Consider the following 21,374-nt stretch of genomic DNA (forward strand, 5'->3'; position numbering starts at 1 on the left):
GCCATGCCCGACGGACAGAGCACGATCGCCGCGCACGCCGAGGTTCTGCGCAGGGACGCTCAAGCCCTCACCGCCTGCACCGAACGCCTGCGCGCGATCGAGGCCGCCCTGGAAGCGGCCGGCGCGGCGCCACCCTGGCTGCGCGCGGCGGTGCACGCCCACTGCGCCGCCTGCGTGACCGCCGCCGCCGACCTGCGGACGGCCGTCCGCCACCTGCTCGAATACGCCGAGCAGGCGGGCCGCTGACGACGGACCGAGGACCGACCGGATCGAACCCGCTCCGGGAGCCCGGCTCGAACGAACTCCCGCGCCCGGCTTGAACCTGCTCCGAGTGCCGGCCACGCCCATCAGCGAGTCGATATCCGATTGCCCGACGGGCGCTCGATGTGTCAGCGTCGCTGGACGTGATGTCAGGGCAGGTGATGGGGATGCGGTACGCGGGGCCGGCGCTCGCGCTCGGGTCCTCGTGGTGCTTCGGGTTCTCCGGGCCGATGGCCAAGTACCTCGACGCGGCCGGGCTGGCGCCGATGGAGGCGGTGTGGGCGCGGATGGCGGGGGCGGGGCTGCTGCTCGTGGCGGTGCTGGCCGTGGTCAGGCCGCAGGCGTTGCGGATCCCGCGCTCCAGGGTGGCGTTCGTCTGCCTGTACGCGATCATGGCGGTGGCCGGCGTGCAGTCGCTGTACTTCGCCGCGATCACACGCCTGCCGGTGGGAATCGCGCTGCTGCTCGTCTACATGGCGCCCGTGATGGTGGTCGCCTGGGTACGGCTGGTACGCGGAGCCCGGCCGGCGCCGGCCGCGTACGCCGGGGCGGTCGTCGCGATCGCGGGCCTCGGGATCGTCGCCGAGGTCTGGCAGGAGGTACGCCTCGACGCGCTGGGCCTGCTGCTGGGACTGCTGGCGGCAGCGTGCTCCGCCGGATATTTCCTGATGAACGATGGCTTCGGGGCGGAGATGGATCCGCTCGGCCTCGTCGCCTGGGGGATGACCGGGGCGGCCGTGGTGCTGATCCCGTTCGCGCGGCCCTGGGCGATGAAGTGGGAGGCGTTCACGGTGTCCGTCACGCCCGCCGCCGGCGGTCAGCGGCTGCCCGTGCTGCTGGCGTACCTGTGGATGGTGCTGGTCGCGACCGTGATCGCGTACATCATGGGGGTCAACGCCGTGCGGCGGCTGACGGCCGCCGTGGCCGTCACCGTGGCGTCGCTGGAGGTCGTCGGCGGGACGGTGGTGGCCTGGGCGCTGGTGGGGGAGCGGCTGGGCGCGTTCCAGATCGTGGGCGGGCTGATCCTGCTGTCGGGCGCGCTGCTCGCCCAGACCGCCACCCGCCTGGGCGCCCCACGACGGCCGGCCACCGTGCGCCGCTAGCCTGCCGCCGCGAGGCGCCAGCGACGGCCGGTCACCGCGCGCCGCTGGCCCACCGCCGCCAGGCGCCAGCGACGGCCGGTCACCGCGCGCCGCCGGCCTGCCGCCGCCAGGCTCCGGCCGGTCGCCGTGAAGGTCAGCCCTGCTCCTCCGGGACAGGCGCCTGCCCCGCCCCCTCCTTCTCCAGGATGGTCAGGTCGCGTTCGGCGTAGAGCCGGTGCTCCCACTCCTCATTGAGGATGATGCGCAGGCAGTTCCTGAACGGGAAGCTGTCGGCCTGCGGCCAGCCGGGCTCGGGACGCGACACCTCGGAGGCCAGCTGCTCCTCGGTGAGCGACTCCATGACGCGCCGGACCATGGCCTGGCGTTCGCGGCGGATCGCGAGCACCTCGTCGAGCGCGGGCCGGGCCGCGCGGTCCCACGGAAAGCCGGCCCATTCCGGCGCCTCGTCCCACGGCAGGTCCAGCGGATGCCAGGGGGAGAGGTCGCCGAGGATCATCCGTCCCGCCCAGGCGCCGGTGGCGAAGTTGAGGTGGCGCAGCGTCTGGATGAACGACCACTCCTCGTCGACCTCGCGGTGCAGCGACGCCTCCGGGAACGTCCTGGCCCGGGCCACGGTCCCCGCCCACAGCCGCTCCAGGATCGCCCAGGCCTCGCGGAAGCCGTCGGCGTCGGCGGGGCGCATCTTCGCCCGGTCCGGCATGCGGCGGTTCAGCTCGGCGTCGACCAGCGGCGCGATGTCCACGCCGTTCACGACGACGTGTCCCAGCTCGCCGCTGATCTCGACGTCGACCAGCTCGACGCCCCGCAACCGGGTGCCCTCGAAGAAGGCGCCGCGGATCCGCGTGCCGGAGAAGTCGACCGACCGCATGCTCGCGCCGTCCAGCTTCACCCGGTTGAAGGTGGAGCCCGACAGGGTCACGCGCTCGAAGCGTGCCCCTGTCAGGTCCTGCTCGTGGAATTCGGAGGTCATGGCCGTCACGTTAGGACAGGTTCAGGACGATCCGCTTCCGGTTCAGGCCAGCCGGGCCACCCCTTCCAGGAGCCGATCGACGTCGGAGCGGTCGTTGTAGTGGACCAGGCCCGCGCGCACCGCGCCACCCGTGTCGCGGATGCCCAGCACGCCGGTCAGCTCCCAGGCGTAGTTGTGCCCGTTCCACACGTTGACGCCGCGCTTGGCCAGGTGCTCGGCCACCTGGCGCGGGGTGTGCCCGGCCACGTTGAAGTACACGGTGGCGGTGCGCCTGGCCGGTTTGCCGTACAGGGTGACGTGCGGCATCGTCTCCAGCTCCCCGGTGAGCACGGAGAACAGCGCCGTCTCGTGCTCCTCGGCCGCGCTCATCGAGGCCAGCAGGCGTTCGCGGCGGTTGCCCGGGCCCGGCACCATCGCGGCCAGGTGGTCCACGGCGGCGGTCACCCCGTCGAGGTCGGCGAAGGCCGCCGTCCCCGTCTCGAACCGCTCCGGCACCGTGTCCGCCGAGGAGGCCAGCTTGTCCGACCTGATCGTCTCCAGCAGCGCCGGGTCGGCGACCACCGCGCCGATGTGCGGGCCCGACCACTTGTACGCGCTCGTCGCGTAGAAGTCCGCGCCCAGCGCCCGCATGTCCACCGGGCCGTGCGGGGTGGCGTGCACGCCGTCCACGTACATCAGCGCGCCCGCCCGGTGCGCCAGCTCGGCGATGGCGGGCACGTCGGGGCGGGTGCCGAGGATGTTGCTGGCCGCGGTGACCGCGACCACCCTGGTGCGCTCGTTGATCAGCTCGGCGTACTGCTCGACCGGCAGCTCCCCGGTGACCGGGTCCACCTCGGCCCAGCGTACGGTGGCGCCGACCTGCGTCCAGGGGCGCACGTTGGCGTCGTGGTCGAGCCGGGAGAGCACCACCTCGTCCCCCGGCCCCGCGATGGCGCGGGCCAGGCGGTAGGTGAGCGTGGTCATGTTGGGGCCGAGGATGACGCCGCCGGGATCGCCGCCGACCAGGTCGGCCACGGCGGCGCGGCAGGCGGCCACGATGGCGTCGGAGCGGTGGCTGGCCGGGAAGGCGCCGCCCACGTTGCCGATCCCCGTCCGGTAGGCGGTGGCGATGGCGTCGATCACGGGCCGGGGGGTCTGCGTGCCGGCCGCGCCGTCGAGATAGGCGTAACCGTCGGACAGCGCGGGGTACGTGGCGCGTACCTCTTTAATGGGGAAGGGCATGATATGTAGATGCTCAGCCTCCGCGACCTCAACCGTGCCACGCTGGCCCGCCAGCATCTCCTCTCCCGCCACCAGGGGAACGCGGCCGACGTCGTGCACCGGCTGGCCGGGCTGCAGGCGCAGGAGCCGCGCCCGCCCTACCTGGCGGTCTGGACCCGGCTGGAGGGGTTCCAGCGCGACGACCTGCACGCGGCGCTGCACGCGCGCACGCTGGTCCGGGCCACCCTGTGGCGGGCCACGCTGCACCTGGTGACGGCGGCGGACTTCACCGCGTTCCGGCCGGAGGTGGCGCCCGTGCTGGCCGCCGCGGCCCGCCGCTTCGACGGGATCGACTTCGACGCGGTGGTGGCCGCCGCGGACCGGCTGCTCGCGGCGGGGCCCATGACCTTCAACGAGCTGCGGCCCCGGCTGCTGGCGGAGTTCCCCGGCGCGTACGACCGCGCGCTCGGGTACGCCGTGCGCATGCTCACCCCGCTCATCATGGAGCCGACCGAGGACCGGTGGAGCTTCCCGCGCGAGGCGGCGTTCGGACTGCCCGGCATCGAACCGGCGCCCGCCGGCAGGCCGGCCCTGATCGAGCGCTACCTGGCCGCGTTCGGCCCGGCCACCCCCGCCGACGTGCAGACCTGGTCCGGGCTGAACGGACTGCGCAAGGTCATGGAGGGTATGGAGCTGGACAGAGTGACCGACTTCGCCGGAAGGGAGCTGTTCGACCTGCCGGGGGCGCCGCGGCCGGGCGGTGACGTGCCCGCGCCCGTACGTTTCCTGCCCGACTTCGACACGCTGATCCTCGGCCACGCGGACCGGACCCGGGTGCTGGCCGACGAGCACAAGAACCGCGTCGCCACCAAGAACCTGCGGGTGCGGGCCGTCTACCTGGTCGACGGGTTCGCGGCCGGGACCTGGCAGATCAAGCGGTCGGGCAAGAAGGCCAAACTGCTCGTCAGCCCGTTCGGACCGGCCGGCCTGGAGCCGCTGGAGGAGGAGGGGCTGCGGCTGCTCGCCTTCGCCGAGCCCGACGCCGCGACGCGCTCGCTTGAACTGGCGGATCAGGTCTGATTGGTTCGGGGACGGAGGTGTGACGATGCCGCAGCTGACCGCACTCGACGCGCAGTTCCTGCACTTCGAGACCGCCACGAATCCGGCCAACATCGCCGGCCTGGCGATCCTCGACCGTGACGTCAACCGCGCCGATCTGCAGGCTCTGCTCCAGCAGCGGCTCCCGCACGTGCCCGCGATGCGGCGCAAGCTGGCGCCGGTGCCCCTGGGGCTCGACCACCCGTACTGGACCCAGGAGGACGACCTCGACCTCGACTACCACGTACGCGAGATCGGGCTGCCCCCGCCGGGCGACGAGCGGCAGCTGGCCGACCAGGTCTCCCGCCTGCACGCCCGCCGCCTCGACCGCGGCCGCCCGCTGTGGGAGATCTACCTGATCCACGGGCTGTCCGGCGGGCGCATGGGCCTCTACACGAAGATCCACCACGCCGCCGTGGACGGGGTCGGCGGCGCCGACGTGCTGGCCGCGCTGCTCGACCTCACGCCCGAGCCCGCCCCGCCGCCCGAGGCCGCGCCCGAGCACGACCCGGCCCCGCCGGGACCCGCGGGCATGCTGGCGCGCGGCCTGGCCAGGCTGGCGGGCAACCCCGCCCACGCCGTGCGCTTCGCCGCCCGCGCCATCCCGCACCTCGACGAGATCCCCGTCGTCTCCTGGCTGCCCGGCGCCGGGACCGTCTCCAGCCTGGCCCGCCGCCTGGCCGGCAGCGGCCGGGTGCCGGAGCTGCCGCCGCTCCCGGCGCCGCGGACCCCGTTCAGCGGGCCGCTGTCGGCGCACCGGCGCTTCGCGTTCGTGTCGCTGCCGCTGGAGGAGATCAAGCGGGTGCGCAAGGCGTTCCAGTCGCCGGCGGAGGGGAAGGCCGGGGTCACGGTCAACGACGTGGTCATGGCCGTGTGCGCCGGCGGACTCCGCCGCTGGCTGGCCGCGCACGGCGGCGTGCCGGCCCAGCCGCTGGTGGCGGGCGTGCCGTTCTCGCTGCGGGCGGCCGGCGACGAGGGGCCGGGCAACCAGGTGGCGATCATGACAGCGCCGCTGGCCGTGCACGTCGCCGATCCCGTCGAGCGGCTGCGCCACGTCCGGCACGCCATGCACCGGATCAAGGACCGCTTCTCGCTGTCCCCCGCGCGGTGGCTGCGCGAGTTCAGCGAGTCGATGCCGGCCGCGCTCATGGGGCTGGCCTCACGCTCCGCGTTCGACCTCGTGGGCCAGGCGGCGCCGCCGATCAACCTGATGGTCTCGAACGTGCCGGGGCCGCAGTTCCCCCTGTACGTGTGCGGGGCGCGGCTGCTCAGCCACTATCCCGTCTCGGTCATCACGGACGTGAGCGGCGGCGTGAACATCACCGCCTTCTCCTACGACGGCTCGCTCGACATCGGCGTCGTCACCGACAGGGAGATGGTGCCGGACGCGTGGGAGCTGGCCGGAAACCTGCGCGAGGCGCTGGACGAGCTGCTCGACGTGGACGTCGTCCCACCGCGATAGCTCCCGTCACCGCGGAGGAGGAGATCGAATGGTTGGCCTCCAGGAGCTTTCCGCCGCGCGAGCGGGGGAACCTATGGGAGGGCGCGGTGCCGGGGTCCGGCGGAGAGGGGAACGGGTGGGGGCGCGGGAAGGGCTGATCCGCTGACCGGGCCGACGGCGTGCTCAGCGGACGGCGTACGCGCCGATCGCCGGCTCCAGCAGACCGAACACCCGGGGCGCGGTCTCGGCGAGAGCCCGCGCCAGCGCGTCCGCCGTCTCGTCGTCGTCGTTCGGGAAGGCCGCCAGCATGCGTTCGTGCAGGTCGCGGAAGAGCAGGCGGTCGGCCGCCGCGAGCTGGGCGGCCACGGCGCGGGCGACGACCGGATCCCCTCCCGTCGTCTCCGCCTCCGCCGTCAGCCGCGCCGCCAGCGCCTGCTCGCGCTGCTCGTGCAGGTCGCGCAGCCGGGCGACCAGGGTCGGGCTGTCGGCGATCATCCGGGTGAACGCGGGCCCGGTGAAGCCGATGACCGGGTCACGACGGTCCAGCGCCGCCAGATACTCCCGGCGCACCGCGGCCAGCGCCGATTCGCCGGGAGGCCGGCCCGCCACCACCCGCGCCAGGCCCGCGACGAACTCCTCGTGGTGGTCGAGCGCCAGGTCCTCCTTGCGCGGGAAGTAGTTGGTCACGGTCATCTTGGCCACCCTGGCGGCGGCGGCGATGTCGGCGATGGTGGTCCGGTCGAAGCCGCGCACCAGGAACAGTTGGGTAGCGTGGTCAGAGATGGCCTGCCTGGTCTCTCGCTTCTTCTGTTCCCTCAAGCCCAAGGTGTCGATGCTCATAGCCGCAGTCTTCCACAAAATTTTAGGTTCGACCTTATTTTAGGTTGACTCTTCTTTTGAGGCAACCTAATGTTAGGCGCGACCTAAGTTTATGCCGCCGTCCACAGCCCCCAAAGCGAGCGAGGAGTGAGGTTTTGTCCCAAGCAGCAGAGGTTCTAGAACTGGACGACAACGTTGCCGAGAGCGGTGCGGCCGTCGGCGCCGACTCGGTCAAGGTCTACTTGAAGGCGATCGGTCGCGTGCCGCTGCTCACCGCCGAGCAGGAGATCGAGCTGGCCAAACGCATCGAGGCCGGCCTGTTCGCCAGGGAGCGGCTCGACTCCGAGCCGGGCCTGTCCGACGAGATGCGCGCCGACCTGGAGTGGATCGCCGCCGACGGCGCGCAGGCCAAGCGCCGCATGCTGGAGGCCAACCTGCGGCTGGTGGTGTCCATCGCCAAGCGCTACACCGGGCGCGGCATGCTCTTCCTGGACCTGATCCAGGAGGGCAACCTCGGCCTGATCCGGACGATCGAGAAGTTCGACTACCGGCTCGGCTACAAGTTCTCCACCTACGCCACCTGGTGGATCAAGCAGGCCATCACCCGGGCCATGGCCGACCAGGCCAGGACGATCCGCATCCCCGTGCACATGGTGGAGCTGATCAACAAGGTCGCGCGCACCCAGCGCCGGCTGCAGAGCGAGCTCGGCCGCGAGCCCACCCCCGAGGAGATCGCGGCGGAGTGCGAGCTGGAGGTCGACCGGGTCAGCGAGATCCAGGGCTACGGCCGTGAGCCGATCTCCCTGCACACGCCGCTGGGGGAGGAGGGCGACAGCGAGTTCGGCGACCTCATCGAGGACACCGAGGCCGTCTCCCCCGCCGACGCCGTCTCCTTCACCCTGCTCCAGCAGCAACTGCACGCCCTGCTCGACCAGCTCTCCGAGCGCGAGGCGGGGGTGATCAGCATGCGGTACGGCCTCAACGACGGCAAGCCGATGACCCTCGACGAGATCGGCCGCATCTACGGCGTCACCCGGGAGCGCATCCGCCAGATCGAGGCCAAGACGATGTCCAAGCTGCGTCATCCGTCCCGGTCGCTGGCGCTGCGCGACTACCTGAGCTGACCCGGCTCGCCGCTTGGTACGAGGTGCGGACAGAAAGGCTGCGCAAACGGGAACTCAAGAGTGTCGCCGCTGCCCCATGGGCCCCCTCCGCGGTGACCTACATTCCAAGGCGTGAAACGCTCCCGTTCGAGCCTCGTCCACCAGGTGACGTACGCGACCAAGAACCCCCACAAGATCCTGCCCCATCTGCGCCGGCTGGCCCGCGACACGTGGTTCCGGCTGCGTACGCGCGACCACGTCGCCTACTACCGGGCGGTCATGAAGTCCGACACCGCCCGCGACCCCGAGGGCGCCGTCGGGTCGCACACCCACAAACGCTGGCTGGCCCTGGGCCGGCTCCAGTTCGACTACCTGCTCGAACACGGGCTCAAGCCCGAATGCCGGATGCTGGAGATCGGCTGCGGCAACCTGCGGGCGGGCCGGCTGTTCGTCGGCTACCTCTACACCGGCAACTACTACGGCATCGACATCTCGCCCGACATCCTCATGGCGGCCCAGGACACGATCGTCAGGCACGGGCTCGGCGACAAGATGCCCTACCTGACCCCCGTACGGGACCTGCGCTTCGCCTTCCTGCCCGACGAGTACTTCGACGTCGTCCACGCGCACAGCGTCTTCTCCCACTCCCCGCCCGGCGTGATCGAGGAGTGCTTCGCCCACGTGGGCCGGATCATGAAGCCGGACGGCTGGTTCGACTTCACCTTCGACCGGACCGAGGGCAAGGAGCACCAGGTGCTGCGGGAGGACTTCTACTACCGCACCGAGACCCTCGTCGCGCTGGCCGAGAAGCACGGGCTGCGGGCGGTCTTCATGGAGGACTGGGAGAACCGGCACAAGCAGTCGAAGATCCGCATCACCCGTCGCCGGGCCGCCTGACCCGCCGCTGATCGGCGGCCGTTGATGGGCGGCCGTTGATCGGCGTACGGAGGCACGCTGATCGCCGGTCACTTGGGGAGGCCGTCGCCGGTCACTGGGCGAGGCTGTTCCAGAACTCCTCCAGCCGGGCCGCGCCGGCCGCCGGGTCCTGCAGCAGCCACCAGTGGCCCAGGCCCGGCAGCTCGGCCACCGCCGCGCCCGCCCTGGCCGCCGCCGCCCGCGCCGCGTCCCCGTCCAGGAACGGATCCTCCGACGCCACCAGCACCAGCCCCGGCACCGGGACGCCGGCGAAGGCGGGCGACCACTCGCGCCCCACGTCCACGGCCGACCGGTAGAGGGCCAGGATGCTGCCGGCCATGACCTCGTCCGCCTCGGCCACCATCGCCAGGGCGTGCTCGCGCGGGACGCCGAAGCCCTCGTACGGCAGGGCCAGCTCTTCGACCGGCAGGCCGCGCCGACGCTCGAAGAACTGCTCACCGGCGCCCGGCGTCTGCCACAGCCTGGCCAGATCGTGCCAGCGGAAGTCGGCGTGGCCGAGGCCGGCGGCGTCGGTGACCCACGAGCGCACCAGGTCGGGGCGCAGGCTGACCAGGCGCACCACCAGGCCGCCGCCCCAGTCGTGGCCGACCAGGTCGACGTCCTGCCCGGCCAGGTCCTCCAGCTCGGCGGTCAGCCAGGCGACGTACTCCTCCTTGGTGGCGGTGAACCCCTCGGGCCGGGGACGGCCGAACCCGGGGAGCCCCAGCACGCGCACGTCATCGCGGCGCAGGACCGCACGGAGAGGGTCCCAGACGGCTGAGGTCTCCGGCACGCCATGGACCAGGACTACGGTCATGATCGGCTCCATCTCCGGCGAGGGCTCACGCCCTTCCTACCCCCGCCGATAACCAGGTGCACCGGATTTCGGGCAGCGCGTAGGGTGGGCGCACGTGAGAGACGTACGTGCCCTGCCCAAGGCCCACCTGCACGTTCACCTGGAGAGCACCGTACGGCCGCGGACCGTGCGCGAGCTCGGCGGCCCGCCCGAGCCCGAGGGGGCGTTCGCCACCTTCAGGGAGTTCGCCGACCAGCGGGCCAAGGTGCGCGAGGTGCTGCGCACGGCCGAGCACTTCCGGCGGATCGCGGTCGAGTTCTGCGCGGACGAGGCCGCCCAGGGCACCCGCTACGCCGAGGTGACCTTCACCGCCGCCGCGCACGGCGAGCGCGTGGGCGATCACGAGATGCCGCTGCGGGCGGTGCTCGACGGGCTCGCCGAAGGGCGGGAGCGGTACGGGATCGACTGCGGGGTGCTGCTCGACCACTCCAGGCGGCGGCCGGTGGAGCGGCTGTGGCGGACGTACCGGATGGCCGTCCGCCACGAAGGGGTGATCGGGATCGGGCTGGCGGGTGACGAGAGCCACCCGCTGGCCCCGTTCACCGAGGTGTTCGCCGCGGCCTGGGACGCGGGGCTGCACCTGGTGCACCACGCGGGCGAGACGGCCGGGCCGGACAGCATCCGCGACGCGCTCGGCCCGGGACGCGCCGAGCGGCTCGGCCACGGCATCCGGGTGCTCGACGACGACGAGCTCGTGGCGGAACTGAGCGAGCGCGGCGTCCCCCTGGAGGTCTGCCCGACCTCCAACGTGCTGCTCGGCCTGGTGCCCTCGCTGGCCGAGCACCCGCTGCCGCGGCTGCGGGAGGCGGGGCTGACGGTCACGATCAACACCGACGGGGAGACGGCGCTGGCCGACGAGTACGCCCGGCTGCGCGACGTCTTCGGCTTCACGGACGCGGACCTGGCCGACCTGGCCCACGCCTCCATCGACGCCGCGTTCGCTCCTGAACAGATGAAGGCCGAGCTCAGGGCCGGGGTGAACGCCTGGCTGGCGACCCCGGAGACGGCCTCATGACCTCCGAGCCCGCCGCCGGCGGATCGCCCGCGCCTGAGGGATCGCCTGCGCCTGAAGGGCCGCCCATGGCTGGGAGAAGGGCTGTGCCTGAGGAGGGGGCCGCGCCTGAAGGAGAGGAGCCGCCGCCTCCGGAGGTGCTCGCGGCCTTCGGGGCGGCGGGGGAGCCGGTGTGGATGGGCGGGGCGTGGCGGGCCGGCGATCTGGCGCTCAAGGAGGTCGGCTTCCTGCCCGAGACGCTCTGGCGGGCCGGCGTGCTCGCCGAGCTGCCCGAATCGCCGCACTTCCGGGTGGCCCGTCCCGTCGCGGCGGCCGGTGGCGGCTGGGTGAGCCAGGGCTGGGAGGCGAGCAGGATGGTGCCGGGTGTGCCCGACGTCCGGCGGCAGGACGACGTGCTGCGTACCGGGGCCGCCTTCCACGAGGCGATCGCGCACCTGCCCAGACCCGGTTTCCTCGACCGGCGCGAGGACCCCTGGACCCAGGGTGACCGCGTCGCCTGGGAGGAGCTGCCCGTCCCCGGCGCGGCCGGCGGTCTGCTGGAGCCGCTCGTACGAGCGCGCCGCCCGGTCGACCTGCCCTGCCAGGCCGTCCACGGAGACCTGCCCGGCAACGTGCTGTTCGCCGACGGCCTGCCGCCGGCGATCATCGACTGGCCCGTCTACTGGAGGCCGCCGTCGTGGGCGGCGGCCGTCGCCGTCGCCGACGCCCTGTGCTGGTACGGCGCCTCACCCGCCCTGGCCGCCCGCTGGGCTCACCTGCCCGAATGGGGGCAGATGCTGATACGTGCGCTCATCTACCGGATCGTCACCCTTGACCTGGTAGACGGGCCCGCGGGCTGGACCCCGGACCAGCTCGCGGTCCACCGCCCGGCGATCGAGGTCGCGCTCTCCCACGCCGATCGCGGGCCCGTGCACCCTGGGGGAGCGGTCCGGCACCCGCCGGCGTCCTGAGGGCGATCACGCCGGCGCGGTGCCGTACGGGGGAGAATGGGTCTCGATGGACGAGCTGATCACATTCATGCGGGCCCGGCTCGACGAAGACGAGCGCGGGGGGCGGGACGCGACGCCGGGCCCGTGGTCGTACGACCCGGGCAAGGAGTGGTACGACGGTGACGACTTCGTCACCATGACCAACGGGCAGGAGTTCGTCGGCTACGGCGGCCTGTCCCCCTTCCGCGGCGCCGTCTGCATCACCGGCGACGCCGGGCACGCGCAGTCCGCCAAGGACGCCGAGTACATCGCCGCCCACGACCCGGCGCGCACCTTGCGCGAAACAGAGGCCAGACGCCGCACCCTGGCCCGACACGCCCCCGCCGCGCCGACCGAGGCCGGACGCCGAACCGTGGCCCGGCACGGCTACGACCCGCAGACGGAGACCGCTCCACTCCCGAACGCCGAACCGCCGTCCGGGGCCGAGCCGTCCGGGGCCGAGCCGTCCGGGGCCGAGCCGGCCGGGACCGAGCCGGCCGGGACCGAGTCGGCGGCCGAGGCCGAGCCGGATGCCCCGCCCCGCTGTCAGCACGACGGACAGCCGTGGCCGTGCCCGGACCTGCGCGACCTCGCCGCCCCCTACGCCGACCACCCCGGCTACCGGGAGGAATGGCGACCGTAAGGCGGCAGATGGCGGTCAGAAGGCGGCGGGTGGCGGCCGTGAGGCAGCGGGCCGAGGGCATGACTCAGGCCCTCGGTCGCGGGCGAGCGCAACCGGCCTGGCAGGCGTCGGGGGCCCGGTTCCGGCCCCCGCTGTCACCCGCGGGCGATCTGGATCACCGACGCGCCCAGCGGCGCCAGCGACACCGTGCCCGACACCGGCGCCCCGGTGAGCAGATCCGTCCCCTCCCCTCCCACGGGAACGGACACGCTCTCGGCGGCGCTGTGGTTGAGCAGGAACACGTACTCGTAAGCGTCGTCCCCCCGCACCGCACATTCGACGTGCGCCGGCACCCCCTCGAACCGCGAACGCACCCCCGCCTCCGCCACCACCCGCGCCACGACGTCGTCGAACGCGCCCTGCTCCAGCAGCGTCGCGAAGTAGACCACCCGCCCGGCCCCGTACCGGTTCTCGACCACGGCGGCGCGTCCCTCCAGCAGCCCGTCGGCGTACGTCGCCAGCGCCGTGCCACCCTCCAGGTGCAGATCGTCCCGCCACCACGTGGCCGTCGCCGAACGTCCATCGGCGAAGGACACGGCGAACACCTCGTCCGGCCTGGCCGGCCAGTACTCGTCGATCTTGGCCCCGATGAGCTCGCGGAACGCTCCCGGATACCCGTCCGGCCGCACCCGGTTGTCGGCGTCCACGACGCCGGAGAAGAAGGACATGATCACCGTCCCGCCGTCCGCGGCGAACTCGCGGATCCGGGCCGCACCCTCGTCGTCGATCAGGTACGCGTTCGGCACGACCAGCACCTTGTACCCGTCGAGCGACCCCCCGTGCGGCACCACGTCCACGGCGTGGTGCCGCTCCCAGAGCGGCGTGTAGTGCCGCATGACCGTGTCGGTGTAGCTGAAGTCGCTGCGCGGCAGGCCGAAGACCTCCTCCAGCCCCCACCATCCGTCCCAGTCGAACACGATCGCGATCTCCGCCCGAGAGCGCGTGCCGGCGACCGGGGCCAGCAGCCGCATCTCCCGCCCGAGGTCGCTGATCTCGCGGAACGTGCGCGAATCGGGCCCGGAGTGGGGCAGCATCGCCGAGTGGAAGCGCTCCTGCCCGCCCCGGCCGGCCCGCCACTGGAAGAACATCACCGAGTCGGCCGCCCGCGACACCGCCTGCAGCGAGCCGAGCCGCATCCGGCCCGGCTCCTTGACCACGTTGAGCCGCCACTGGCTGACCGCGCTGCTGGACTGCTCCATCAGCATCCACGGCTGCCCGCCCTTGAGCGAGCGGAACAGGTCGTAGTTGAAGGCCGCCGACACGTGCGAGTCGGATTCGGCCGGGTTCGGGTAGATGTCGAGCGCGGCCGCGTCCTCCTCGGGCGCCCACTTCCAGTAGTCGGCGTGGCGGAAGAAGCGCATGAAGTTGGTCAGGACGGGGACGTCGTCGCGGAAGGAGCGGACGATGTCCCGCTCGGCGAGGTAACACTCCAGCAGCGCGTCCGAGGTGAAGCGCTTGAAGTCGAGTCGGCGGGTGGGATTCATCCACGTACGCGGGATGTGCGGCACGTCGACCTGCTCCCAGTCGGTGTAGACCTGGCCCCAGAACCGCGTGGTCCACGCCTCGTTCAGCCGGTCGAGGTCGCCGTACCTGCGCTGCAGCCAGCGCCGGAACGCGGCCCCCGCGGCCGGGCCGAACGACGTGGGCCCGTACTCGTTGCTGATGTGCCACATCGCCAGCGCCGGATGGAACGAGTAACGCTCGGCCAGCCTGGTGGTGATGCGGGCCGCGTACTCGCGGTAGATCGGCGACGAAGGGTCGTAGTGCAGGCGGTTGCCGAAGCCGAACGGGTGCCCGTCCTCCCTGATCGGGAACACCTCGGGGTGCAGGTGCGTGAGCCAGACGGGCGGCGCCGCGGTGGGGGTGGCCAGGTTGACGCTGACGCCGTGGTCGTGCAGGAGGTCCATGACCTCGTCCAGCCAGCCGAACTCGTACGTGCCGGGCTCCGGCTCCAGCGAGGCCCACGCGAAGACGCCCAGGCTGACGATGTTGACGCCGGCCTCGCGCATGAGACGCACGTCCTCGCGCCAGACCGAGCGGTCCCACTGCTCGGGGTTGTAGTCCCCGCCGAAGGCGAAACCGCCCACGCGTCGGCGGAAGGCTGCCATGCGTGACATTTCACTGACTCCCATGGTTCTTCGGTCCTTGAGCCTCGCGTGCGTCCCCGATCAGGAGTCATCCCGCGCGGCGTTGATAGCGCTGACAGAACCGCTCCGCCCCTGCTGGAGCGCGCCTCTGCTGGATCGGAAAGTTTCGGATAATGTTGCCGAAAGATGACCGTGACATTGTCGGATCATTACGCTAGGCTCCGGCTCATAGCACTGTCAACAGTCCTCGACCCACGGCGACACCGCCAGGTCAGATGGGTTGACCCAGGCCGATCTGGACTGCCGAAAGTTTTCGTGTCCTGATGCCGCCGAGACGCGGCAGCACGGCAGAACGGGAGATCCGGTGCGCAGAGCCACGCTGGCCGATGTCGCGGCCGCCGCCGGAGTGTCGGTGCCGACCGTCTCCAAGGTCCTCAGCGGCAAGAAACACGTCTCCGCCGCCACCAGGGACAAGGTGCTCGAAGCCGTCAGAACCTCCGGCTACGAGGCGCCGCGCCCGCCCAGCAGGCCCAGGGCCGGCGTCGTCGACCTGCTCATCGAAGGGCTCGGCTCACCGTGGGCGCAGGTGCTCATCGGCGGCGCGGAGAAGGCGGCGGCGCGGCGGGGGTTCTCGCTGGTCGTGACCTCGTCCGCGCGCTCCGACTTCGACCTGCGGCGCTGGATCGGGATGGTGCGCAAGCGCAACACCGACGGCGTCGTCCTCGTGCTCTCCCGCGCCGACCAGCGCGAGATCACCGCCCTGGAGGAGCTGCTGCACGTGCCCCTGGTGCTGGTCGACCCGGTCGGGCAGCGCGACCCGCGCCTGTCCTCGGTCGGCGCCACCAACTGGCTGGGCGGCGTCATGGCCACCACCCACCTGCTGGAGCAGGGGCACACCAGGATCGCCTTCATCGGCGGGCCGCTCGACACGCAGTGCACGCTCGACCGGTACGAGGGCTACCTGGCCGCCCACCGTACGTTCGGGATCGACTCCGACCCGGCGCTCGCCCGCTACGGCGACTTCCTCGTCACCGGAGGCAAGGCGATCGGCGGCGACCTGCTCGACCACGACGATCCGCCCACCGCCGTCTTCGCCGGCAACGACCTCCAGGCCGCCGGCGTCTACCAGGCCGCCACCGAGCGCGGTGTCCGCGTGCCCGGCGAGCTGTCCGTGGTCGGGTTCGACGACTCGATGTTGTGCGACATGCTCTCGCCGCCGCTCACCACCGTCCGCCAGCCGCTCGACGACATGGCCAACGAAGCGGTACGGCTCGTCGCCGAGGAACTGACCCACCCACGGGGCCCCTCCGGCACCCGCATCGAACTCGCCACCACCCTCGTCGTCCGCGGCAGCACCGCCCCGCTCCACCCCGACCCGGCCCGGCCACCGGGAACCACGCCACGCCGGGCCCGTCCGTAGCCGAGCACCGGTGATCGGCCCCGCGCCGGTTATCGGAAGACGAACTCGAAAACGGCGCTCTGGACGCTGGGCCTTGGAAACCGGCTCTTGGGGAGGGGCCGTCGGATGTGGTCAGAGCAGGCCGGCGTCGCGGACCTTGTTGGCCACGTGGACCCGGTTGTCGGTGCCCAGTTTGGCGAAGATGCGGGTGACGTTGGCCTTCACCGTGGCCACGCTCACCGACAGGTCCCGCGCGATCTCGGCGTTGGAGCTGCCCTTGGCCACCTCGATCGCGACCTCGCGCTCGCGTTCGGTGAGGGTGGCCAGCTCGCGGGCCGCCTCGGGACGCTGCGGCTCGTAACGGCCGGTGGCCGCCGCGATCACCTGCTGGGCGACGCTCGGCGACAGCACCGGCTCGCCCTTCGCCACCGCCCGCACGGCCTCGATCATCTTCGGCGGCGGCGTGTCCTTCAGCAGGAACCCGTGCGCGCCGAGCCGCAGCGCCCGCATCACCATGTCGTCGGCGTCGAACGTGGTCAGCACCAGGATGCGGGGCGGGGACGGCCGGGAGAGCAGCAGCTCGGTGGTGGTCAGCCCGTCCTGCTCCGGCATGCGGATGTCCATCAGCACCACGTCGGGCCGCAGCTCCCGGATCACGGCCATGGCCCGCTTCCCGTCGGCCGCCTCACCCACGAGGTCGAGGTCGGCCTCGCCGCCCAGGATGAGACGCAGCCCTGTGCGCACCATCGGGTCGTCATCCACGATCACCACTCGGATCACGAGGTCACGCCTCCCACGGGCAACAGGGCATCCATGATGGCTCGGATCACGAGGTCACGCCTCCCACGGCAGCAGGGCGTCCAGGACGAAGCGCCCGTCCCGTACGTCATGGCTGAGCGTGCCACCGGCCATCCGGGTGCGTTCGGCCAGCCCGACCAGCCCCAGCCGCCCGCCCGGCCCGGCCACGACGCCGGCCGGGGCCGGATTGCTCACCCGGATCCGCAGCCCCACCCCCGGCCGCCCGCCGAGCTCGGCCCGCACGGGGCTGCCGGGCGCGTGCTTGCGGGCGTTGGTGAGCGCCTCCTGCACGATCCGGTACGCGTGCCGCCCCGTCTGCGCCGGCAGGTGCTCCCTGCCGCGCACGGTGTCGTCCACCTCGACCCGCTGCCCGGCCGCGCGTACCTCCTCGAACAGGGTGTCCAGGTGAGCCAGCGTCGGCTGCGGCGCCTCCAGGCCGCCGTCACGGCGCAGCGTGCCGAGCACGGCGCGCAGCTCGTTGAGGGACTGGTGGGCGTTGTCCTGGATCGCCAGCGCGGTCTCGCGCATCTCCTCGGGGCCGAGGTCCTTGCGGTAGGCCAGGCCGCCCGCGAGCATCGTCAGCAGCGAGATCCGGTGCGCGAGGACGTCGTGCATCTCCTGGGCTATCTTCAGGCGTTCGGCGAGCTTGGCCTGCTCCACCCGGTGCTCCTGCGCCGCCACCTCCGCGGCCCGCTGCGCGTCCGCCCACTCGCCGCGCCCGCGCAGGTAGAGGCCGAGGACCGTGAGCACGCCGAGCACGGCGGCGCCGATCGCGCCGAAGACGAGGGTCAGCACCCAGCCGTCCTGCCATCGGGTGGAGGCGAGCGTACAGAACCAGAAGACGACCGCCACCGGCACCACCTGCCGCCAGCGGCGGTGCGTGGCCAGGGAGGCGAAGGCGACGAGGGCGGGACCGGTGACGGTGAAGGAGAAGACGGTCGGCAGGATCAGCGCCAGCGCTACCGGCACCGGCCACCTGCCACGGAACCCCAGCAGGACCAGCCCCGCCGCGCCGATGCCCATGTCGAGAATCAGCCGGTGATCGTCGGACCCGGCCCGCCCCGGCCCGAGCGTGGCCAGCACGACCACGTAGAAGAGCAGGGGGAGCGAGGCGAACAGATAAAGCAGAACGGTACCCAGCCGATCAGCCACCGGCAGCCGGCCGGCCCCTGCGGGAAAGCCACTCCTAGGCGTTGGCGGAGGGTTTCCTGGGGAGGTCGCAGGGAGGGCTTCGGTGGAGTGGGGCTCCTCGGGGAGCGCGGGGCCGGGGTGGGGTGGTCGCCCGTGCTCGGCGGGCCGGGCGCGCTCGGAGGGCCGTCGGCTGGAGGGCGGCGGCGGCCCCGCTCCGAGGGACGGCCGGCGCTCGTCGGGGTGGTCCTGCACGTCTCCCAGCCTAGAGACCTCCTGTCCAGGGCTTTAGCACCCCAGGTCCACCTCACTGCCGACCGTGGTCCACATTCTCGGCCCCAACGCTGGACCCAGGACCGATGAGATCCGGCCGCCTTTTCGATGAACTTGACCCGTGATTGAATTCCACCGCCTCAGCAAGGCGTACAACGAGGTGAAGGCACTGGACGAGGTGTCCTTCACCGTCCAGCCGGGCACGATCACCGGATTCCTGGGTCCCAACGGCGCGGGCAAGTCCACGGCCATGCGGATCCTGGCCGGCCTGTCCCGCCCCACCTCGGGCACCGGCACCGTGCTGGGGCGGCCGTACGCCGAGCTGGAGCGGCCCGGCTACGAGGTCGGCACCCTGCTCGACGCCGGCGCTCAGCATCCCGGCCGCTCCGGCCGCGAGGTGCTGACCCTGGGCGCCATGATGCTCGGCCTGCCCCGCTCGCGCGTCGACGAGGTGCTGCGGCTGGTGGGCCTGAGCCCCAAGGAGGGCAAGCGGGCCGTCGGCGGCTACTCCCTGGGCATGCGGCAACGGCTGGGCCTCGGCCACGCGCTGCTCGGCCGGCCCAGGGCGCTCATCCTCGACGAGCCGGCCAACGGCCTCGACCCCCAGGGCATCCACTGGATGCGCGGCCTGCTGCGCGACCTGGCCGGCTCCGGGTGCGCGGTGCTGCTCAGCTCCCACCTGCTGCACGAGGTCGAGCAGGTGGCCGACCGCATCGTGATGATCGGCGGCGGCCGGGTGCTGGCCGAGGGCACCCTCGCCGACCTCGGCCGGGGCCGCGACCTCGAACAGACCTTCCTCGACCTCACCTCCAAGGCCGACCGGAGCTTGGCCTGAGCACCGCCCTCATCCCCTACGTGTCGACGATGGGTCCTGGCTTGACCGCCGATCTCGCCTCCTGCGTCGATCGGGGCTTGGCTTGATCGCCTCCCCCCTCTTGACGGGAAGGGGATTCCTACGGTCGTCCGTGAGGGCTTCCTGCTTCACCGCCGGTCGCCCGCCCCGAGACGAGGATCTCTCGTTGAGGTCTTACACCAACTCCATAGGCGTTTCACCGCTCCGCCGGCCCGGCGGCGAGGGGATGTCCGAGCGCTGTCTCGGCGGCTTGGTTCTCGCGACCGTCGAACACGCTGTCGAGCCGTGCGCATCGCGCTGTGCGCAGACGGTGATCCGTCCAGCGGCCTATCGCCTGCAGCCTGTCCTGCTTGACAAGAGTCCGATTTCTCCCTCGCGTAAAGGCGGGGTTTCTCTCGGAGGTATTCGATGACCACCGACACGCCGACTGCGTACCGCCTTCCCTTCGGGAGGTTGCTGCGGGTGGAGGCCCGTAAATTGCTCGACACGCGTACCAGCCTGATCATGATGGGTGTCCTGATCGGGGTGGCGGTGGCGCTCGTCGTCGGCCGGGCCCTGGCCGGTGGGCCGACCGACCTGTTCACCCTGGCCGGCACGGCCGGGATCGCGTCAGGGACGCTGCTGCCCGTGCTCGGCATCCTGTCGCTGACCGGTGAGTGGAGCCATCGCACCGCGCTGACCACGTTCACCCTGGAGCCGCGCAGAGGCCGGGTGCTGGCGGCCAAGTGCCTGCCCGTGCTGGCCGCGGCCGTGGCCGGGTGCCTGCTGGCGCTGCTGGTGGCCGTGCCGGCGACCGCCCTCGCCTCGGCCGCCCAGGACGGGCAGGTCGTCTGGGAGCTCGACCCCGGCCAGGTGCTGGGCTGGATCGCGACGACGGTACTGTCCACCGCGCAGGGGCTCGCCCTGGGGCTGCTGTTGCTCAACGCGCCGGCCGCGATTGTGATCTACCTGGTCAATCCCATGTTGTGGAGCTTCGTCGGGCAGCTCGGCCCGGTGGGTGAGTCGGCAGGGGAGTGGCTCGATCCCAACAGGACCATCAGTGTGCTGATGAGCTCCGACCTGACCGGCGGCGACGCCGCGCGGCTGGCCGTGTCGGTGGTGCTCTGGATCGTCATCCCCGCTGGGGTGGGCGTTCTGCGGGTGCTGAGGAGGGAAGTGCGCTGATTTCGCTTTACCGGCAACGTAGATCTTTGCCGGTTTCATGGGGTTATGTTTGCGTTTGTCCGGTTTGGACCGTAACGTAGGTCTCGTTCCCAGCGAAGGGTCCAGTACTTCACGTCTCGAGGTGGGCCCCGCCCGGATCTCCGGATCCCGACTCCAGTGGATTCCTCCCGCGCTCCACGCAGCGTCCGTCACGGCACGCTGCCCAGGTTACGTTCGTCCAGCGAGCGCAAGTTCCCGTCCCCTAACAAAGGACCTGAATTTCTTCATGTCTGCTCGCCTGCGTTCCATCGCTCTGCTCGCCGCCTCCACCGTCACCGCGCTGACCGTCGGCTCGGCCGCCACGGCGCACGCCGAAACCGGCACCGGCCAGCGCGGCGTTCTGCAAGGCTCGACCACCGCGTCCTACTTCTGGGACGACTCCTCCGGCCGCGCCGGAGACACCGGTCTGCCCGCCGCGGGCAAGCCCATGCAGAAGGGCCTGGTCGCCAGCCCGAGCTGGCCGCTCATGACCGAGGGCTACGTCGTCTACAAGGGCAAGAAGATGCCCTTCTTCGTGGGCGACCGAGGCCCGGGCGACCCCTCCAGCCGTGGTGTGATGCTGGACCTCGACGCCAAGACCTTCGCCGAGCTGACCGGCGGCCGCTTCAACCCCGAGACCCTGGGCGTGGACGGCATCGGCGGCGAGGGCCACATCAAGATCGACTACGTGGTCACCAAGTGGGGCGACGGCGTCGGCCGGAAGAACTACCCGGTCGCCTTCTCCACCGGCTCCTGGTCCGAGAAGGACACCAACCCCGTGACCCAGCCGGTGTCCGTCAAGAAGCCCACCGGCTGACCCCTCCCACCGGCTGGCGTCTTTCTCCGGCTGGCGCCTCCCGGCCGGTTGACGCCTCCCTCCGGCTGGCGCCTCCCACCGGCTGACCTCTTCCGCCGGCCGACATGGCCGCACGCTCGCAAGGGCGCCCCTCCACCGCCAGGGGCGCCCTTTTCGTGTACGGAATGTGTTTCACGGGTCGAGGTGTCGCCCCGGCAAGCGGCACATCAACGATCCCGGAGTGCAACGCCACGTGCGCCGACAGGCCGATCGCGCGCTGTCAAGGTGAGCCGGCGGGTTGGCGGTGCATGGCCGGCCTCGCCAACGGGGTGGTGATGCTCCGCGGCGTCTCTGGCCAACGGTTCGGCCGAGTGTCACCGGTGTGCGCCGACGGATCGGTCATCCGCTCTCCGGCCTGGGTGTTCTCCGG

General features: G+C 72.0%; 19 protein-coding genes and 1 pseudogene. 13 read left to right on the forward strand and 7 right to left on the reverse strand.

All coding sequences use genetic code 11. The features are described 5' to 3' along the window. Positions 1–3 precede the first annotated feature (3 nt). On the forward strand, positions 4–246 hold the full coding sequence (locus B0I32_RS33585) for a hypothetical protein (RefSeq protein WP_106246655.1): 243 nt from the start codon (positions 4–6) through the stop codon (positions 244–246). 182 nt (positions 247–428) lie between these two features. After that, positions 429–1,364 carry an EamA family transporter gene (locus B0I32_RS33590; RefSeq protein WP_106246657.1) on the forward strand — a complete coding sequence of 312 codons (936 nt, stop codon included), beginning with the start codon at positions 429–431 and terminating at the stop codon, positions 1,362–1,364. Between the two features lie 133 nt (positions 1,365–1,497). Here the strand turns inward: B0I32_RS33590 and B0I32_RS33595 are convergent, their stop codons facing one another. Then, positions 1,498–2,334, reverse strand: coding sequence for a DinB family protein (locus B0I32_RS33595; RefSeq protein WP_106246886.1), 837 nt, complete (start codon positions 2,332–2,334; stop codon positions 1,498–1,500). A 42-nt stretch (positions 2,335–2,376) separates the two neighbouring features. Beyond that, complete coding sequence (locus B0I32_RS33600) at positions 2,377–3,555, reverse strand: cysteine desulfurase-like protein (RefSeq protein ID WP_106246658.1); 1,179 nt, start codon at positions 3,553–3,555, stop codon at positions 2,377–2,379. A 9-nt stretch (positions 3,556–3,564) separates the two neighbouring features. Here B0I32_RS33600 and B0I32_RS33605 point away from each other — a divergent pair, with 9 nt between their 5' ends. Both B0I32_RS33605 and B0I32_RS33610 read left to right on the forward strand, forming a co-directional pair. Then, positions 3,565–4,614, forward strand: a complete 1,050-nt coding sequence (locus B0I32_RS33605; protein ID WP_106246660.1) for a winged helix DNA-binding domain-containing protein — start codon at positions 3,565–3,567, stop codon at positions 4,612–4,614. 25 nt (positions 4,615–4,639) lie between these two features. Continuing rightward, a complete protein-coding gene (locus B0I32_RS33610; RefSeq protein WP_106246888.1) occupies positions 4,640–6,094 on the forward strand; it encodes a WS/DGAT/MGAT family O-acyltransferase in 1,455 nt (484 codons plus the stop codon). Between the two features lie 162 nt (positions 6,095–6,256). Here B0I32_RS33610 and B0I32_RS33615 read toward each other — a convergent pair whose 3' ends face one another. Next, on the reverse strand, positions 6,257–6,913 hold the full coding sequence (locus B0I32_RS33615; RefSeq protein ID WP_106246661.1) for a TetR/AcrR family transcriptional regulator: 657 nt from the start codon (positions 6,911–6,913) through the stop codon (positions 6,257–6,259). A 149-nt stretch (positions 6,914–7,062) separates the two neighbouring features. Here B0I32_RS33615 and B0I32_RS33620 point away from each other — a divergent pair. Together B0I32_RS33620 and B0I32_RS33625 are read left to right on the forward strand one after the other, a co-directional pair. Then, positions 7,063–8,016 (forward strand): annotated as a pseudogene (locus B0I32_RS33620) (RNA polymerase sigma factor); the annotation flags it as partial. A 111-nt stretch (positions 8,017–8,127) separates the two neighbouring features. Next, the gene (locus tag B0I32_RS33625; protein ID WP_106246664.1) at positions 8,128–8,892 is read left to right on the forward strand and encodes a class I SAM-dependent DNA methyltransferase; all 765 of its coding nucleotides are present in this window, start codon (positions 8,128–8,130) and stop codon (positions 8,890–8,892) included. A gap of 91 nt (positions 8,893–8,983) precedes the next feature. Here B0I32_RS33625 and B0I32_RS33630 read toward each other — a convergent pair whose 3' ends face one another. Further along, positions 8,984–9,727, reverse strand: coding sequence for an alpha/beta fold hydrolase (locus B0I32_RS33630; protein WP_106246890.1), 744 nt, complete (start codon positions 9,725–9,727; stop codon positions 8,984–8,986). Between the two features lie 94 nt (positions 9,728–9,821). Here B0I32_RS33630 and add point away from each other — a divergent pair, with 94 nt between their 5' ends. The 3 genes from add (at position 9,822) to B0I32_RS33645 (ending at position 12,389) form a co-directional block, all read left to right on the forward strand. After that, positions 9,822–10,781: an adenosine deaminase gene (add, locus tag B0I32_RS33635; protein WP_106246666.1), complete on the forward strand. Its 960-nt coding sequence runs from the start codon at positions 9,822–9,824 to the stop codon at positions 10,779–10,781. An 83-nt stretch (positions 10,782–10,864) separates the two neighbouring features. Next, positions 10,865–11,728, forward strand: a complete 864-nt coding sequence (locus tag B0I32_RS33640) for a TIGR02569 family protein (RefSeq protein ID WP_106246668.1) — start codon at positions 10,865–10,867, stop codon at positions 11,726–11,728. A 46-nt stretch (positions 11,729–11,774) separates the two neighbouring features. Continuing rightward, positions 11,775–12,389 (forward strand): DUF6221 family protein, encoded by a 615-nt coding sequence (locus B0I32_RS33645; RefSeq protein ID WP_106246670.1) that lies wholly within the window; start codon positions 11,775–11,777, stop codon positions 12,387–12,389. Between the two features lie 134 nt (positions 12,390–12,523). Here B0I32_RS33645 and B0I32_RS33650 read toward each other — a convergent pair whose 3' ends face one another. Then, the gene (locus B0I32_RS33650) at positions 12,524–14,536 is read right to left on the reverse strand and encodes a beta-galactosidase (RefSeq protein ID WP_106246672.1); all 2,013 of its coding nucleotides are present in this window, start codon (positions 14,534–14,536) and stop codon (positions 12,524–12,526) included. 343 nt (positions 14,537–14,879) lie between these two features. On the opposite strand from B0I32_RS33650, the gene B0I32_RS33655 reads away from it, so the two are divergent. Then, entirely contained in the window at positions 14,880–15,935 is a 1,056-nt protein-coding gene (locus tag B0I32_RS33655) for a LacI family DNA-binding transcriptional regulator (RefSeq protein WP_245956192.1), read from the forward strand. 111 nt (positions 15,936–16,046) lie between these two features. Here the strand turns inward: B0I32_RS33655 and B0I32_RS33660 are convergent, their stop codons facing one another. Beyond that, positions 16,047–16,694 carry a response regulator gene (locus B0I32_RS33660; RefSeq protein WP_106246673.1) on the reverse strand — a complete coding sequence of 216 codons (648 nt, stop codon included), beginning with the start codon at positions 16,692–16,694 and terminating at the stop codon, positions 16,047–16,049. 54 nt (positions 16,695–16,748) lie between these two features. Further along, positions 16,749–17,864 (reverse strand): sensor histidine kinase, encoded by a 1,116-nt coding sequence (locus B0I32_RS33665; RefSeq protein ID WP_106246675.1) that lies wholly within the window; start codon positions 17,862–17,864, stop codon positions 16,749–16,751. Between the two features lie 370 nt (positions 17,865–18,234). On the opposite strand from B0I32_RS33665, the gene B0I32_RS33670 reads away from it, so the two are divergent. The 3 genes from B0I32_RS33670 to B0I32_RS61485 all read left to right on the forward strand — a co-directional run bounded on the left by B0I32_RS33670 (position 18,235) and on the right by B0I32_RS61485 (position 20,965). After that, a complete protein-coding gene (locus tag B0I32_RS33670) occupies positions 18,235–18,948 on the forward strand; it encodes an ABC transporter ATP-binding protein (RefSeq protein ID WP_106246677.1) in 714 nt (237 codons plus the stop codon). A gap of 426 nt (positions 18,949–19,374) precedes the next feature. Then, complete coding sequence (locus tag B0I32_RS33675; protein WP_106246679.1) at positions 19,375–20,130, forward strand: ABC transporter permease subunit; 756 nt, start codon at positions 19,375–19,377, stop codon at positions 20,128–20,130. Positions 20,131–20,395: 265 nt separating this feature from the next. Continuing rightward, positions 20,396–20,965, forward strand: a complete 570-nt coding sequence (locus B0I32_RS61485; protein WP_106246681.1) for a hypothetical protein — start codon at positions 20,396–20,398, stop codon at positions 20,963–20,965. Positions 20,966–21,374 lie beyond the last annotated feature (409 nt).

Source organism: Nonomuraea fuscirosea (genome assembly GCF_003001935.1).
Classification (GTDB): domain Bacteria; phylum Actinomycetota; class Actinomycetes; order Streptosporangiales; family Streptosporangiaceae; genus Nonomuraea; species Nonomuraea fuscirosea.

Excerpts from the sequence above, each read along its gene's own strand:
- B0I32_RS33585 (WP_106246655.1), top strand. The coding sequence starts at position 4 with ATGCCCGACGGACAGAGCACGATCGCCGCGCACGCCGAGGTTCTGCGC.
- B0I32_RS33590 (WP_106246657.1), top strand. The coding sequence starts at position 429 with ATGCGGTACGCGGGGCCGGCGCTCGCGCTCGGGTCCTCGTGGTGCTTC.
- B0I32_RS33595 (WP_106246886.1), bottom strand. The coding sequence starts at position 2,334 with ATGACCTCCGAATTCCACGAGCAGGACCTGACAGGGGCACGCTTCGAG.
- B0I32_RS33600 (WP_106246658.1), bottom strand. The coding sequence starts at position 3,555 with ATGCCCTTCCCCATTAAAGAGGTACGCGCCACGTACCCCGCGCTGTCC.
- B0I32_RS33605 (WP_106246660.1), top strand. The coding sequence starts at position 3,565 with ATGCTCAGCCTCCGCGACCTCAACCGTGCCACGCTGGCCCGCCAGCAT.
- B0I32_RS33610 (WP_106246888.1), top strand. The coding sequence starts at position 4,640 with ATGCCGCAGCTGACCGCACTCGACGCGCAGTTCCTGCACTTCGAGACC.
- B0I32_RS33615 (WP_106246661.1), bottom strand. The coding sequence starts at position 6,913 with ATGAGCATCGACACCTTGGGCTTGAGGGAACAGAAGAAGCGAGAGACC.
- B0I32_RS33630 (WP_106246890.1), bottom strand. The coding sequence starts at position 9,727 with ATGACCGTAGTCCTGGTCCATGGCGTGCCGGAGACCTCAGCCGTCTGG.
- B0I32_RS33645 (WP_106246670.1), top strand. The coding sequence starts at position 11,775 with ATGGACGAGCTGATCACATTCATGCGGGCCCGGCTCGACGAAGACGAG.
- B0I32_RS33650 (WP_106246672.1), bottom strand. The coding sequence starts at position 14,536 with ATGGCAGCCTTCCGCCGACGCGTGGGCGGTTTCGCCTTCGGCGGGGAC.
- B0I32_RS33675 (WP_106246679.1), top strand. The coding sequence starts at position 19,375 with ATGACCACCGACACGCCGACTGCGTACCGCCTTCCCTTCGGGAGGTTG.
- B0I32_RS61485 (WP_106246681.1), top strand. The coding sequence starts at position 20,396 with ATGTCTGCTCGCCTGCGTTCCATCGCTCTGCTCGCCGCCTCCACCGTC.